The sequence below is a fragment of the Streptomyces olivochromogenes genome, from assembly GCF_001514115.1.
In the GTDB taxonomy this organism is placed as follows: domain Bacteria; phylum Actinomycetota; class Actinomycetes; order Streptomycetales; family Streptomycetaceae; genus Streptomyces; species Streptomyces olivochromogenes.
This window is the reverse complement of sequence record NZ_KQ948451.1, coordinates 98,773-112,818: the sequence shown is the minus strand read 5'-3', so window position 1 is coordinate 112,818 and position 14,046 is coordinate 98,773. Positions and strand designations below refer to the sequence as shown.

Here is a 14,046-nt window from a genome sequence, read left to right as displayed (position 1 = left end):
CCCTTGTCGTAGGCGGGGGGTGCGGGTACCGAAAAGTCTGAACACGACTGAGTTCAGAGTGGACTTACTGGAAAGTAAGGAAGGGGTGGCGCTCTCCACAAGGGTCCGTGCACGACAAAATCACCGGAGGGGCGAACGGTTCGTCCCTCCGGCGAGGGAGGAACGCGTGGCGGGCAGGATCAAACAGCCGACCGGCCGTTACGGAGGCAGGACCGCCGCGGAACGGCAGGCCGAGCGACGCTCACGCTTTCTGGCGGCCGCGCTCCAACTCTTCGGTGACAGCCCGGGGTTCAGAGCCACGACCATCGCGGCGCTGAGCGAGGCGGCGGGACTGTCGACGCGTCAGTTCTACGAGGAGTTCCGCACCCTCGAGGACGTGCTGGCCGCCCTCCATCTCCAGGTCAACGACTGGGCCGAGGCGGCGGCTCTGGCCGCCCTCGCCGACGCCCAGGACCTGCCGCTCGCCGAGCGCGCCGACGCGATCTTCCGCGCCTACGCCGCGAACGTGACGGCGGACCCGCGCCGCATCCGCATCACCTTCGTCGAGATCATCGGCGTCAGTCCGCGCCTGGAGGAGCAGCGGCTCGCCCGCCGGGCGCGCTGGGTCGACTTCATCTGCGCCGAGGCGACCGCGGCCGCCGACCGTGGCGAGGCGGTGCCCCGCGACTACCGGATCGCCGCCACCGCCTTCATCGGCAGCGTCAACGGACTCCTGCACGACTGGCGCGCCGGATGGGTGGCGGCCACGCTCGACGAGGTGGTCGAGGAACTGGTCCGTCAGCTGCTGGGGATCCTGCGACCGGTGGGGTGGAACCTGTAGGGGTCCGGAAGCCGATGCCGTGACCTCACTGTGAGTGCCGTGCCGTGCCGTGCCGTGCCGTGTGGTGTCGTGCCGGCCGCCGGTCGAGGTGTACTCGAACCCGGTGGTGCATCCCTGGGGATCCGCCACGGGGCCTGCTCGGGGGCCTGATGGCATGATCAGGGCATGATCGGTGAACCTGCTCGGCCCGGAGCCAAGAAGTATGTCCTGTTCGATGTCGATGGCACGTTGATCGATGCCGTGGACAACCAGCGCCTGGTGTGGAGGGTGTGGGCCGAGCGATACGGACTCGACCCCGATGAGGTCCACCAAGTGGCCTTGCGGACGAGGCCGATGGAGACCTTCGCGCAGGTCGTTCCGGACCGTGACCCGCAGGAGTGCCTGGCCGCACTGCATGAACTCGAGGACGAGGACGTCCGGTCCGGCGTGTACGCGGCCTTCGACGGCGCGTCCGAGCTGCTGGACGCTCTGCCGCCGGACGCCTGGGCGCTGGTGACGTCGAACTACGAGCACCGGGTGCGCGGCCGCTTCGCCCGCACCGGCCTGCCGGTCCCGAGGATCATCGTGGATGCCGCCTCCGTCGAGGAAGGCAAGCCCTCGCCCACCCCTTATCTCCTGGCCGCCAAGCGGCTCGGTGCCCAGCCGCAGGACTGTCTGGTCATCGAGGACGCACCCTCCGGCGTGCGGTCCGGACTGCGTGCCGGGATGACGGTGTGGGGGGTCAACGCGCCCGCCGCGGTGGACGGGGTGCACCGTCACTTCGGGAGCCTGCGCGAAGCGGTCCGCGACATCCTCGCCGTCACACCCTGGTCCCAGGCCGCGACCACACCATCGCCGAAGCAATGAAGAACTATCGCAGAAGCCGTGGCTGAAAGTCGCTCTGGTTGACCTTCAGCCGGAGTGATCGAATCGGTGCTCGATTCAATCTCGGTGGTGAGGGGTCTCCACGTGCGTTCCATGTCCTACTTGGATCTTCATCGTCGGTTTTCGGTGGACATCGACGCGGAGATGGAGGCCACGCTGGGAAGACTCTCCCCGCAGGCCGGCGCGGTGCGGGCCGCGGTCGCGGAACTCGTGCGGAACCGCGAGTTCACCTATCCGCTCTCGGTACTGCCGCTGATCGTGCATGCCGTGGAGACGGGCGCGCCCGAACCGGCCGTGCCGCTGGCCGTCGTGCATGAGCTGTGGTGGATCTCGGCGTGCCATCTCGACGACCTGGCCGACGGGCAGAGCGCCCACCTCGGCGGAGACCTCGGCGGAGCCGAGGCGCTGCTCGCCGCGTTCGTCAGCGGGACTCCACTCCCTCTGCTCGTCGTCCAGTCGCAGGCCGTCCCGGAAACGGTGCGCGGCGCCCTGTCGGCCGAGCTCGTGAAGTGCTGGATCCTCGCGACCGAAGGCCAGTTGAGTGACCTGCGCGGAGATGCGGCGACGGCCACGCGCGACTCGGTGGTCACGGCCTACCGAGGGAAGTCCGGCGCCCCCTTCAGCATGGTCACCGCAATGGCGGCCGAATTGGCGGGTGTCGAGAAGGAGAGAGTGGAACTCTGGCGTGATTTCGGCGATGTGTTCGGCATCCTGTGGCAGATGTTCAACGACCAGGAAGACATCCTGTCCGGCCGCAACGAGGATCTTCTGAACGGCACGGTGACGTATCTCCTGGCATGTGCCCTCGATACGTCCGTCTCCCCCTCCACCGAGCGCATCCTGAGGCTGCACGCCGACGCGAGGAATTCCGGTGACGCCCGAGCGGAACTCGTCGACACCCTTCTGGCACCGGTCGTTCTTGGTCGGTACGAGGACGACATCAACAAGTTCCGCGGCGAAGCGCACCGCATTCTGGACGAACTGGGTGGCGACGAGACCTACTTGTCGGTGATGCGGAATCTGGTGGACGAATCGTCCAGGATGCTTCTGCGTGCCGACCTTGCTCGCGAGGTCACCGTCGGCTGACCGAGACGACGGTCACCAGGGCGAAAGCGGCGCCGAGGAGGAACAGGGCGCAAAGGCGCCGACGCAGTGCGCGGTACCTCGCCTCGTACTCGGCCCGCAGTTCCCGGCCGCGCCGTGCCGTCCGCTCCCAGGAGCGGCGGGTGAGGGCCACGTAGCTGTCCGCGAAGTGTTCTTCCACCTCTTCGCGTTGGGTATCCGTCAGGCAGGCCAGGGAATGGGTGAAACGAGCCGCTTCCGTCCGTCCCTCGGCCTTGGTGGCCTCGATGAGCAGATGGCCCTCCAGTTCCTCGATGAGTGTCCGCGGGGACGGCGGTCGCTGGTCCATGGTCGTCATCGCAGTTCCTTCCGGGGCGTCTCCGGGCGTGCGGCCGCGGCCGTGATCTCCGGGTGGTGCAGGTCGAAGGCGGGGGACTCGCTGCGGATGCGCGGCAGGGTGAGGAAGTTGTGACGCGGCGGGGGACAGGAGGTCGCCCACTCCAATGAGCGGCCGTAACCCCACGGGTCGTCGACCTCGACCTTCTCGCCGTACCTGGCGGTCTTCCAGATGTTGTAGAAGAACGGCAGGAGGGAACTGCCGAGGAGGAAGGAGAAGATGGTCGAGACGGTGTTGAGAGTGGTCAGGCCCTCCACCGCCAGATAGTCGGGGATACGGCGCTGCATTCCGTTCGCACCCAGCCAGTGCTGCACCAGGAACGTGCCGTGAAAGCCCACGAACAGCGTCCAGAAGGTGACCTTTCCGAGGCGCTCGTCGAGCATCTTGCCGGTGAACTTCGGCCACCAGAAGTGGAATCCGGAGAACATCGCGAACACGACCGTACCGAAGATCACGTAGTGGAAGTGCGCCACCACGAAATACGAGTCCGAGACCGGAAAGTCCATCGGCGGCGAGGCGAGCATCACACCGGTCAGACCGCCGAAGACGAAGGTGATCAGGAAGCCGGTCGCCCAGAGCATCGGGGTCTCGAAACTCAGCGATCCCTTCCACATCGTTCCGATCCAGTTGAAGAACTTCACGCCTGTCGGTACGGCGATGAGGAACGTCATGAAGGAGAAGAACGGGAGCAGCACGCCACCGGTGACGTACATGTGGTGCGCCCACACGGTCACGGACAGACCGGCGATGGAGATCGTCGCGGCGATCAGGCCCATGTAGCCGAACATCGGCTTGCGGGAGAACACCGGGACGACTTCGGAGATGATGCCGAAGAACGGCAGGGCGATGATGTACACCTCCGGATGGCCGAAGAACCAGAAGAGGTGTTGCCAGAGCAGGGCACCGCCGTTCGCCGCGTCGAAGACGTGGGCACCGAACTTGCGGTCCGCCTCCAGCGCGAACAGGGCGGCGGCCAGCACGGGGAAGGCCAGCAGCACCAGAACACCCGTGAGCAGCACGTTCCACACGAAGATCGGCATGCGGAACATCGTCATGCCGGGGGCGCGCATGCAGATGATGGTGGTGATGAAGTTGACCGAGCCGAGGATCGTGCCGAATCCGGAGAGCGCCAGACCCATGATCCACATGTCGGCGCCGACACCGGGCGAGCGGACCGCGTCCGACAGCGGCGCGTAGGCGAACCAGCCGAAGTCGGCCGCTCCTTGAGGTGTCAGGAACCCGCCCACGGCGATCAGCGAGCCGAGGAGATAGAGCCAGTACGCCAGCATGTTCAGCCGCGGGAACGCCACATCGGGCGCGCCGATCTGCAGCGGCATGATCCAGTTCGCGAAACCGGCGAACAGCGGCGTCGCGAACATCAGCAGCATGATCGTGCCGTGCATCGTGAACGCCTGGTTGAACTGCTCGTTCGACATGATCTGAAGCCCCGGCCGGGCGAGTTCGGCGCGCATCAGCAGCGCCATCACCCCGCCGACGCAGAAGAAGCCGAACGCCGTGACCAGATACAGCGTGCCGATCGTCTTGTGATCCGTGGTGGTCAGCCACTTCACCGCGGCGAGTCCGGGACGCCGCGCACGCGCGGGAAGGGCTGCGGGCGGCGTCGTCACTGTGGTGCTTTCCATGCCCCGCCTGTGTCCGCCGCCGGCCCCGCCGTCACACTTGAACCAAGCGACGAGCGTCACACCCGCACCTGTGACGATCGCGCACCTGCCGGACACCTACGGATCATGAGCAACGACGAGACTTTCGCCGCTGCCTATCGCGAGCACTACTGGGCGGTCAGCCGCTACGTGGCGAGGCGACTGGACGGCCGGAGCAGTGATGTCGAGGAGGTGGTGGCGGAGGTCTTCACCGTCGCCTGGCGGCGCCGGTCCGACCTCCCGCCGTCCCCGCTTCCCTGGCTGTACGGGGTGGCACGCCACTGCCTGGCCAACGCCGTACGCGGCTACGGGCGCCGCCGCAGGCTCCTCGACCGGATCGGCAACGACGAGAGCGCGCACGGCAGACAGGTCGTCGACAGCCCCGACTCCGCGTCACCGGGCGACTGGGTGCACGAGGCGCTGGCCCGGCTCTCCCCGGCCGACCAGGAGGTACTGCGCCTCACCGCCTGGGAGGACCTCGGCGTCGACGAGGTCGCCGTCGCCCTCGGCTGTGGCACCCGCGCCGCGGCCATGCGCCTGCACCGCGCCCGCCGCCGGCTCAGAGCCGAGATCGACCATATGCACATCACCGTGGCCGGCGGCACTGCTTCGCCCCGCCGCGACACCCCGAAGGAGCACGGCCATGGCTGACGAACTCGACATCCTGCGCCGCGCCAACCCGGTGCCGTCCACCGACCCCTGCTTCCACGACCGCGCCCTCGACCCGTACGCGGAGCGTCGCCTCAACCAACTGCTGTACGGCGAACGGCACCGCACGAGCCCCCGTCCGCTGCGCCGCTGGCTCTGGAGCGTCGGGACCGCGGCCGCCGTCGGTGTCGTCGTCCTGACGCTCACGCTGTCGGGATCGACCACCACCCCGGCCGTGGCCGCACCCCGCCCGCTGATCGTCGAGGCGGGCTCCACCCCCGTACCCCTGGACCAGCTCGCCGACCGAGTGGCCGCGTCCGCCGGCTCGCAACGGCTCGTCCAGGGCACCCACGTACAGACCTGGAGCATGGGCCTGACCTCCGGGCCCGGGGCCCGGCCGCCGATCACCCTCCCCGCGGAACGCGTGGTCCGCTGGAAGGCCGACGGCAGCCATACGGAACTCGTCGTGGCGACCGACCCCCGCCATCCGGGCAAGCCGGTCCTCACCGACGCCGACCCCGTCCCCCGCACGGTCGAGGACGGGCACGTCCTCAGCAGGCAGACGTACCCGCCGAGCTGGAGCGACGCCCCGCCGGTGGCCCGGCCGCCGCACGAAGCCGAGCGGCTGCGCGCCTACCTCGAGGAGATCGACCGCACCGAGACCATGGGCACACCCCAACTTCTCGACGCCGTCGCCGAGTTGCTGAACAACTGGACGCTGGGCGCCCGTGAGGACGCCGCGCTCGTCCGCGTCCTCGCCGACGCGAAGGGCCTGCGCCCGGCCGGGGCGGTCACCGACCGGCTGGGCAGGCAGGGACAGGCGTACGTGTACGACGACACCGCGCACTCCGCTCGCCGGATGCTGATCCTCGACCCGAGGACCGGCGCCGTACTCGGGATCGAGGACACCGTCACCAAGGACGATCCCGAGTACGGCGTCAAGGCCGGGGACGTGATGTCGTACAGCGCGTGGATGCGTTGAGCGGACCCGAAACCCTGTGAGCGAACGTGAAACGCTCTAGTCGAACCCGAAACGCTTTAGTCGAACCTGAAACGCTGTGGCCTGACCCGAAACGCTGTAGGCGAGGCCGAAACGCTTTACCGGAGGCCGAGTTGGCGCTCGGCCCCGGTCACGGTCTGCTCCAGCAGAACCGCGATCGTCATCGGGCCGACACCGCCCGGCACCGGCGTGATCAGCCGGGCCCGCTCGCGGGCGGTGTCGAAGTCGACGTCGCCGACGTTCCCGGGGTTGTAGCCCGCGTCGATCACGACGGCTCCCGGCTTGATGTCCTCACCGCGGATCAGCCGGGGCCGGCCCACGGCGGCCACCACGATGTCCGCCTCGCGGACGACCGAGGAGAGACCGATCGTCCGCGAGTGGCAGTAGGTCACCGTGGCATCACGGCCGAGCAGCAGCATCCCGACCGGCTTGCCGAGGATCGCGCTGCGCCCCACCACGACGGCGCGCTTGCCCGCCGGGTCGACGTCGTACTCGTCGAGAAGCCGCATGATGCCGCCGGGGGTGCAGGACACGAAGCCCGGCAGCCCGAAGCTCATCGCCGAGTACGAGCTGAGCGTCACCCCGTCGACGTCCTTCTCGGGCGCGATGGCCTCGAACGCCGCCCGCTCGTCGATGTGCGGCCCGACGGGGTGCTGGAGCAGGATGCCGTGCACGGTCGGGTCGTCCGACAGCGCCTTCAACGTGTCGACCAGCTCGGCGGTGGTGGTGCCGGCGGGCAGGGCGACGTGCCGGGACTCGATGCCGGCCTTGCGGCTGCGGTTCTGCTTCATCCGCACGTAGGTGACCGAGGCGGGATCCTCGCCGACCAGCACCGTCGCGAGACACGGCGCCATCCCCGTGCGCCCGGTGAGTGCGGCCGCGCGCTTCGCGGTCTCCTCGACGATGCGGCGCGCGAGACCCGCGCCGTCCATGAGCTGGGCCTGGGACATGAGCTACTCCTGAGCGTCGCTGACACAATCGCCCAGGCGCGCGGCAAAGACCCGTTCGTCAGGCCGCTCCCCGGTGGTACTCCACCTCAGCGCCAGTCACGGCCCGCGACCAGGGTAACTCGTACGATCAGCTGCCCGACTCGGCGGCAACGGGCGGCGCCGTCGGGTCGATCCCGGTCAGGAACCCCCTGGCCTGTGCCTCGGTGGTCACGGCGCCGATGGCCCCGGCCCAGCGGGCGATCTCGCGGACCAGCGCGACGGCCCCGGCCTCGTCGCCCGCGTCGCGTGCCAGCACCGCCAGGAGCAGCTGCTGCGAGAGCGTACCGGGGACGGTCCCGGCCCGGGCACCGAGCTCGGTCGCCCTGCTCCAGCGCTCCCGCGCCCGTGCGTGGTCACCGTGATCGTGGTCGTGATCGCCGAGGTGCCGCAGCGCTTCACGGACGAGCAGATCGTCACCGGAGTCGTGTGAGCCGCCTGCTCCGCCTGCTTCACCCGTTGCCCCTGCTGCACCCGAATCATCTGCCTCCCCCGCTTCACCGGCGCGCAGCGCGGCTTCGTAGTGGCCGGGCGCGAGGTCCCGCTCGGCGAAGAGATTGTCGGCGACGAGGCCCAGATACATCTCGGCCCAGCCCCGGCGCACATCGTCCGGGGCCTGGCCGCGGAGCCGCTCGGCGTGCGTGCGGAGGGCGGCCGGTGCGTCCGGGTCCTTGCCGTCGGGTCCGGCACGGAAGGCACCGTCGACGCGCACCTGCCCGAGGTAGCCGTGGCGCAGCCGGAGGAAGTCCAGATCCCAGCGGATGTCGGAGGGCGCCTCATCGGTGGGTCTCCCGTCGAGGCTCTCGCCGAGGACCTCGACGAATTCCTCGGCGGCGGCGAGCCGTGGCCCCGCCAGGGCGGTCCCGCCGAACCAGTCGCTCTCCAGGGCGACTTCGGCGGCGGCCAGGGCGAGGCGGGCACGGGACCGCGGATCGGTCGCCCCGGCCGAGTCGAGCAGGCGCGTGGCTCGCTCCCAGCGGCCGCCGATCCTCAACTCCCTTGCAGCGGCGATGAGTTCGTCGAGCGGTACGGCCGTACGAAGGGTACTTGCGGTGTTCGTCATGGCAGGGAAAGTAGTAATCCGAAAAACTATCCACAAGAAAACCATCTATGGAGGGGCGCATGGAAGACGTGAAGGCGGGAGATGTGACAGCGGACGAGGCGAAGACCGCGCGGGGGCAGGCGTCGGCGGCGGACTCGGTCGACCGGCATGTCGCGGTCTGGGCGAAGGAACTCGACTGGATGGACCCGGTCAAGGAGGAGATCTTCGTCCGGCTCGCGATCCTGGCCCGGCACGCGGCCCAGGCCCGCCGGGACATGCTCGACACCGACGGGTTGCAGCACTGGCAGTTCAAGGTGCTGCTGATGCTGCGCAGACTCGGCCCGCCCTACGCGGCGAGCCCCTCGCAGCTCGCCGACATGCTCGGGCTGACCCGCGGTGCCCTGTCGGCGCGGCTGGGTCCGCTGGAGGGGGAGGGGCTGATCGCCCGTACCCACCACACGGCCGACCGGCGTCGCGTGGAGGTGCGGCTCACCGACGCCGGATACGCCGCGTTCGAACAGCACGCGGTGTCGGAGGACCGGGGTGAGAACGCGCTGCTCGCAGTACTGACCCCAGCAGAGAAGCGGACGCTCGCAGACCTGCTGCGGAAACTGGTCGTGGCAGCCGAGGCCGCTGCGAGCGCGAGCGACCCATCTCGGCCTTCGCCGAGAAGGTCCAGGTCAGGCGAGAGTTGATCTGGACCTTCGGCCAGTTCCTTCCTATTCGTCCCATGCCTGGAGCAGTGTGTGTTCGGCGATCTTGCCGTCCCGCAGCGAGACCATCGAGCTGGCGAATACCCGCACGCCGTCCGGGTACTGGCAGGACTCGGTGAACGCGACGTGGTCGCCCTGGACGACACACTCTTCCAACTTGTGGGTCATGTCGCGGCTGTAGACGTCGTTGAGCATCTCGGCGATCTCGCCGCGACCGTGTTTGATCATCGGGTGGCTTGGCTGGGTGTTGCGGTCGACGATGGTCATTTCCGCGTCGTCCGCGTAGAGCGACAGGAGATCCGCCGCACTGTGTCCTTCTATGCCCCGGCGTAGCGCTTCGGTGTCGAAGGCGGGGCCTGCCATGGTGCCCATGTCGACCTCCTTGGAAGGCCGCGGTCCGCCACGGAAGGGACCGCGAAGGGCCTCTCTACCGAGCGTCCTCCGCCCCATGGCCCACGGCAAGCCCAGCCGGTGCGATGCGCCTCTCGGGTGAGGAGCGGGGGACGGCCGTGACCGTGCGCCGTCCGGGACCGTTGCTGCAAGCATGATCTCAACACGACGTATGGTCGCCGCCGTTGGTCTCGCCGTCGGTGTCACGGGCCTCGCCGCGCCGATGGCGTCCGCGGCGGCCGCCGAGGCCCCGGACGCGGGGAAGCTGAACCCGATTTCCCAGCTCGACGCGCTCGCCGTCAGCGACATCCCCGCGGAGCACCAGGCCGACATCCCGCGCGTCTCCCAGCAACTGGGCGGACTCAACCGCCTGAACGACCTCAACCAGTTGCACCAGGTCACCGACCTGGTCGCCCCCGTCACCGGACTCCTCCCGGGCCTCCAGGCCTAGGGTCTGTCCTTCGGGTCGGGCGCCTGTCCGCCCGTGTCTGCCCCCGGCACCCCGTGCCGGGGGCAGACACGTATGCCGTCGACCTAGTGAAGGAAAGTTCGTACGGAGAACGCGCGGCGATCCGCTCTCCTCAGCCCGCCGTCGCGAGGAACTGGGTCGCGGCCAGCTCGGCGTAGAGCGGGTCCCCGGCCACCAGTTCCCGGTGGGTGCCCACGGCGCGTACGCGGCCCGCGTCCATGACGACGATACGGTCGGCCATCGTCACGGTGGACAGCCGGTGCGCGACCACCAGGACCGTGGTCGTGCGGGCCACATCGGCGACCGTGTCGCGCAGCGCGGCCTCGTTCACCGCGTCGAGCTGCGAGGTCGCCTCGTCCAGGAGCAGCAGGCGGGGGTGGCGCAGCAGCGCGCGGGCGATCGCGACCCGCTGGCGTTCGCCGCCGGACAGCTTGGTGCCGCGGTGCCCGACGAGCGTGTCCAGGCCGCGCGGCAGCCGGGCGACCAGCCCGTCGAGCCGGGTCGTCTTCAGTACACGCGTGACATCGGCGTCGTCGGCCTCCGGGTTGCCCAGCAGCAGGTTGTCGCGCAGGGAGCCGGACAGGACCGGGGCGTCCTGCTCCACGTACCCGATGGCCGACCGGAGCCGGGGCAGGTCCCACTCGTCCAAGGGGCGGCCGTCGACCGTGATGACGCCCGCCTCGGGGTCGTAGAACCGCTCGATCAGCGAGAACACGGTGGTCTTGCCGGCGCCGGAGGGACCGACGAAGGCGGTCATGCCGCGGGCCGGGACGGCGAAGGTCACGCCGTGGTGGACGTACGGCAGGTCGTCGGCGTACCGGAAGCGGACGTCGTCGAAGGCGAGCGCGGCCGGCGCGGCGCCCGGGGTCGGCAGCGGCGCGGGCAGCGCGTCCGGTTCGGCGGGCAGCCGCAGCGCCTCCTGGATGCGCGCGAGCGCGCCGGCGCCGGTCTGGTACTGGGTGATCGCGCCCACGACCTGCTGGATCGGCGACATCAGATAGAAGACGTAGAGGAGGAAAGCGACCAGCGTGCCGACTTCGATCGCGCCGGTCGCGACCCGAGCGCCGCCCACCGCGAGGACAGTGATGAAGGCGATCTGCATCGCGAGACCGGCCGTGTTGCCCGCGGCCGCCGACCACTTGGCGGCCCGTACGCTCTGCCGCCAGGACTCCTCGGCCGCCGCGTGGATGGTCTGCTCCTCCCGGTGCTCGGCACCCGACGCCTTGACCGTACGCAGCGCGCCCAGGATCCGCTCCAGCGAGGCGCCCATCACGCCCACGGCGTCCTGCGCCTGCTTGCTGGCCCGGTTGATGCGGGGCACGATCACGCCGAGCACCGTGCCCGCGCACAGGATCACCCCCAGGGTGACGCCGAGCAGCACCACGTCGACCAGGCCCATCATCACCACCGTCGCCACCAGGGTGAGACCGCCGGTACCGATGCCCACCAGCGAATCGGTGGTGACCTCGCGCAGCAGCGTGGTGTCGGAGGTGATGCGGGCCATCAGGTCGCCCGGCTCGCTGCGGTCCACGGCCGGTATCCGCAGGCGCAGCAGATACGAGGACAGGGCACGCCGCGCGCCGAGCACCACCGACTCGGCGGTGCGCCGCAGTACGTACGAACCCAGCGCCCCCACCGCGGCGTTGGTGACCACCAGCGCCGCCATGCCGATGAGCGCCCGCCCGATGGGCCGGTCGTGCGACAGGTCGTCGATGAGCCCCCGCGCCACCAGCGGCAGCACCAGACCGGTGGCGCCGGTCGTCAGCGCCAGCAACGCGCCCGCCAGCAGCGCCCATCGATGCGGTCGTACGTACCCGAGAAGCAGCCGCCAGGCGGGCGGTCCGGCGTGCGGCTCTGCGATGCTCACGGTGCTCCTAGCGGGGGTTCGGTGCGGAGCGTTCAGGCTACGTCGGCGCGGCCCCCGGAGGGGACGGGCCACCCGGTGGCAGGGGCGGCCTCGCCTGCCTCACCAGTGGCGCAGTCCTGTGAGGCAGGCCAGATCCGAGCGTTCGGGGAGCAAATCTCCAAGACCTTTCCGGAACCCTTACCGGACCTCCCCCGTTGACACCCCGCGCCCGCCCTCCTAGGGTCACGCCTACGTTCCGAACGTGTGACGACATTTCGAACGGTTGAAAGGCAACTTCCCTGTGCATCACCGGAGTTGGAACACGTGTGGACGCAACCCCGCGGCGCTTCGATCGGCGATCCGCGAGGCGCCGAGGCTCCTGAGCCCCAACTCCACAATGTTGCGCAGAACCTGACCGTCGGTTACCTCGTCAGGCAATACTGGTGGCTCACTCCCATGGAGATGCGCGCCAAAGACCCCGACGACCTCGGTGGCCGCGTGCGGATCTGCAAGGTCGCCGAGCTGATCCGCCGCGGCGCACCGCTTCACCTCGAGTTCGGGCTGTTCAGGGCGCCCGGGATCCACCCGTACGGCACCCATACGCGGGGACCTCAATCTGGCTGCGGCACGGCACCGACTCGCGCTCGACCGGCTTGTCGGCCGTCGACTCGTTCAACCCCCGCTCCCTTAAAAACTTCTGATACGCCGTCATCTTTCTCAACGACGAGAAGAACAAGGAACGATCACCATGCGCAATCGCAGAGCCGCCCTCGCCGCCATCGCCGGAACTGCCTCCGTGGCCCTCACCATGTCCGCCTGCGGCGGCGAGAACAGCACGGGCAGCTCCAAGGGCGGCACGATCGGCATAGCCATGCCGACCCAGGCCTCCGAGCGCTGGATCACCGACGGCAAGAGCGTCGTCAAGGACCTGCAGGCCAACGGGTACAAGACCAAGCTGGTCTACGGCGAGAACGACCCGGCGACCCAGGTCTCACAGATCGAGAACCTGATCACGCAGGGCGTCAGCGCACTGATCATCGCGGCCATCGACAACAAGTCGCTCGACAAGGTGCTCCAGCAGGCCGCCGACGCGGACATCCCGGTGATCTCCTACGACCGGCTCATCCTCGGCACCAAGAACGTCACCTACTACGCGTCCTTCGACAACGAGCAGGTCGGCCGGCTCCAGGCCCGCTTCATCATCGACAAGCTCGGTCTTGAGCACGGCAAGGGCCCGTTCAACATCGAGCTGTTCGCCGGTTCCAGCGACGACAACAACACCAAGTACTTCTTCAGCGGCGCGTTGCACCTTCTGCAGCCGTTCCTGGACAGCAAGCAACTGGTCGTCCAGTCCGGTCAGACCGCGCTCAACCAGGTCACCACCCTGCGCTGGGACGGTGCCACCGCGCAGAAGCGCATGAACGGCATCCTCGCCACGTCGTACAAGACCAAGCAGGTGGACGCTGTCCTGTCGCCGTACGACGGCATCTCCATCGGCGTCCTGGCAGCGCTGAGGTCGGACGACTACGGCTCCATCAGCAAGCCCCTCCCGGTCATCACGGGGCAGGACGCCGAACTGGCCTCGGTCAAGTCGATCATTGCGGGCCAGCAGGCGCAGACCGTCTACAAGGACAGCCGCCTGCTCGCCGATGTCGCCGCGAACATGGTCGACGACGTGCTCAACAAGAGGAAGCCGCAGCTCAACGACACCAGGACCTATGACAACGGCGCCAAGGTCGTGCCCGCCTACCTGCTGCAGCCCATCAGCGTCGACAAGACCAACTACGACAGTGTTCTGGTCGCGGGCGGCTACTACACCGACGCCGAGCTCAAGTAGCCGAACGGCCATGGCCTGTTCATGCCGCGGGCCTCGGCGCCGTGGCGCAGGCGTCGAAGAGGAGTGCGGTGACGCGTACCGCGTCGTCTCGCCCGGCCCTCGGTGGCGTGCTTCCGCAGATGCCGCCCAGCGCACGCAGGACCGTCCTCGCGGACGCCGACCGCGACTTCCGCCCCCGGGCGATCTCCTCCACGTGGATGATGGCAACGGTCCTGCATGCGCTCCGCCTGACCTGGACCGGCCTTTGCCCCGGCGACACGTAGGGGGGCATGGACCACCCTGTCCATGCCCCCCCATACGCAGGACGGTCT

The 14,046-nt window shown here is 69.0% G+C and carries 15 protein-coding genes and 1 riboswitch; of the genes, 9 read left to right on the top strand and 6 right to left on the bottom strand.

Features of this window, described 5'->3' with window-relative positions:
* The first annotated feature begins 166 nt into the window (after window positions 1-166).
* The 3 genes from AQJ27_RS00550 to AQJ27_RS00540 all read left to right on the top strand — a co-directional run bounded on the left by AQJ27_RS00550 (window position 167) and on the right by AQJ27_RS00540 (window position 2,770).
* Window positions 167-820 carry a TetR/AcrR family transcriptional regulator gene (locus AQJ27_RS00550; protein WP_067360065.1) on the top strand — a complete coding sequence of 218 codons (654 nt, stop codon included), beginning with the start codon at window positions 167-169 and terminating at the stop codon, window positions 818-820.
* Window positions 821-985: 165 nt separating this feature from the next.
* Window positions 986-1,666 (top strand): HAD family hydrolase, encoded by a 681-nt coding sequence (locus tag AQJ27_RS00545; protein WP_067360063.1) that lies wholly within the window; start codon window positions 986-988, stop codon window positions 1,664-1,666.
* 111 nt (window positions 1,667-1,777) lie between these two features.
* Window positions 1,778-2,770: a polyprenyl synthetase family protein gene (locus AQJ27_RS00540; protein ID WP_067360061.1), complete on the top strand. Its 993-nt coding sequence runs from the start codon at window positions 1,778-1,780 to the stop codon at window positions 2,768-2,770.
* Here AQJ27_RS00540 and AQJ27_RS00535 read toward each other — a convergent pair.
* Window positions 2,757-3,104 carry a hypothetical protein gene (locus AQJ27_RS00535; protein ID WP_067360059.1) on the bottom strand — a complete coding sequence of 116 codons (348 nt, stop codon included), beginning with the start codon at window positions 3,102-3,104 and terminating at the stop codon, window positions 2,757-2,759. The two genes, AQJ27_RS00540 and AQJ27_RS00535, sit on opposite strands and share 14 nt — an antisense overlap.
* Complete coding sequence (ctaD, locus tag AQJ27_RS00530) at window positions 3,101-4,786, bottom strand: aa3-type cytochrome oxidase subunit I (protein ID WP_067360058.1); 1,686 nt, start codon at window positions 4,784-4,786, stop codon at window positions 3,101-3,103. Before ctaD ends, AQJ27_RS00535 begins: the two co-directional genes overlap by 4 nt.
* 105 nt (window positions 4,787-4,891) lie before the next feature.
* Here ctaD and AQJ27_RS00525 point away from each other — a divergent pair, with 105 nt between their 5' ends.
* On the top strand, window positions 4,892-5,455 hold the full coding sequence (locus AQJ27_RS00525) for an RNA polymerase sigma factor (protein WP_067360056.1): 564 nt from the start codon (window positions 4,892-4,894) through the stop codon (window positions 5,453-5,455).
* Complete coding sequence (locus tag AQJ27_RS00520; protein ID WP_067360054.1) at window positions 5,448-6,434, top strand: CU044_5270 family protein; 987 nt, start codon at window positions 5,448-5,450, stop codon at window positions 6,432-6,434. Before AQJ27_RS00525 ends, AQJ27_RS00520 begins: the two co-directional genes overlap by 8 nt.
* Window positions 6,435-6,550: 116 nt before the next feature.
* On the opposite strand, the gene AQJ27_RS00515 is transcribed toward AQJ27_RS00520, so the two are convergent.
* Window positions 6,551-7,402, bottom strand: a complete 852-nt coding sequence (locus AQJ27_RS00515) for a bifunctional 5,10-methylenetetrahydrofolate dehydrogenase/5,10-methenyltetrahydrofolate cyclohydrolase (RefSeq protein ID WP_067360051.1) — start codon at window positions 7,400-7,402, stop codon at window positions 6,551-6,553.
* Window positions 7,403-7,425: 23 nt separating this feature from the next.
* A riboswitch (ZMP/ZTP riboswitch) is annotated at window positions 7,426-7,512 on the bottom strand.
* A 17-nt stretch (window positions 7,513-7,529) separates the two neighbouring features.
* A complete protein-coding gene (locus AQJ27_RS00510; protein ID WP_067360049.1) occupies window positions 7,530-8,501 on the bottom strand; it encodes a hypothetical protein in 972 nt (323 codons plus the stop codon).
* 59 nt (window positions 8,502-8,560) lie between these two features.
* Between AQJ27_RS00510 and AQJ27_RS00505 the strand changes: the two genes are divergently transcribed.
* On the top strand, window positions 8,561-9,175 hold the full coding sequence (locus AQJ27_RS00505) for a MarR family winged helix-turn-helix transcriptional regulator (protein WP_079064708.1): 615 nt from the start codon (window positions 8,561-8,563) through the stop codon (window positions 9,173-9,175).
* Between the two features lie 24 nt (window positions 9,176-9,199).
* Here AQJ27_RS00505 and AQJ27_RS00500 read toward each other — a convergent pair whose 3' ends face one another.
* Entirely contained in the window at window positions 9,200-9,565 is a 366-nt protein-coding gene (locus AQJ27_RS00500; RefSeq protein WP_067360047.1) for a nuclear transport factor 2 family protein, read from the bottom strand.
* A 172-nt stretch (window positions 9,566-9,737) separates the two neighbouring features.
* On the opposite strand from AQJ27_RS00500, the gene AQJ27_RS00495 reads away from it, so the two are divergent.
* The gene (locus AQJ27_RS00495; RefSeq protein WP_067360045.1) at window positions 9,738-10,034 is read left to right on the top strand and encodes a hypothetical protein; all 297 of its coding nucleotides are present in this window, start codon (window positions 9,738-9,740) and stop codon (window positions 10,032-10,034) included.
* A 130-nt stretch (window positions 10,035-10,164) separates the two neighbouring features.
* Here AQJ27_RS00495 and AQJ27_RS00490 read toward each other — a convergent pair whose 3' ends face one another.
* Window positions 10,165-11,919 carry an ABC transporter ATP-binding protein gene (locus AQJ27_RS00490; protein ID WP_067360043.1) on the bottom strand — a complete coding sequence of 585 codons (1,755 nt, stop codon included), beginning with the start codon at window positions 11,917-11,919 and terminating at the stop codon, window positions 10,165-10,167.
* Window positions 11,920-12,646: 727 nt separating this feature from the next.
* Here AQJ27_RS00490 and chvE point away from each other — a divergent pair.
* Window positions 12,647-13,735, top strand: coding sequence for a multiple monosaccharide ABC transporter substrate-binding protein (chvE, locus tag AQJ27_RS00480; protein ID WP_067360037.1), 1,089 nt, complete (start codon window positions 12,647-12,649; stop codon window positions 13,733-13,735).
* 68 nt (window positions 13,736-13,803) lie between these two features.
* Complete coding sequence (locus AQJ27_RS00475; RefSeq protein WP_067360035.1) at window positions 13,804-13,998, top strand: hypothetical protein; 195 nt, start codon at window positions 13,804-13,806, stop codon at window positions 13,996-13,998.
* Window positions 13,999-14,046 lie beyond the last annotated feature (48 nt).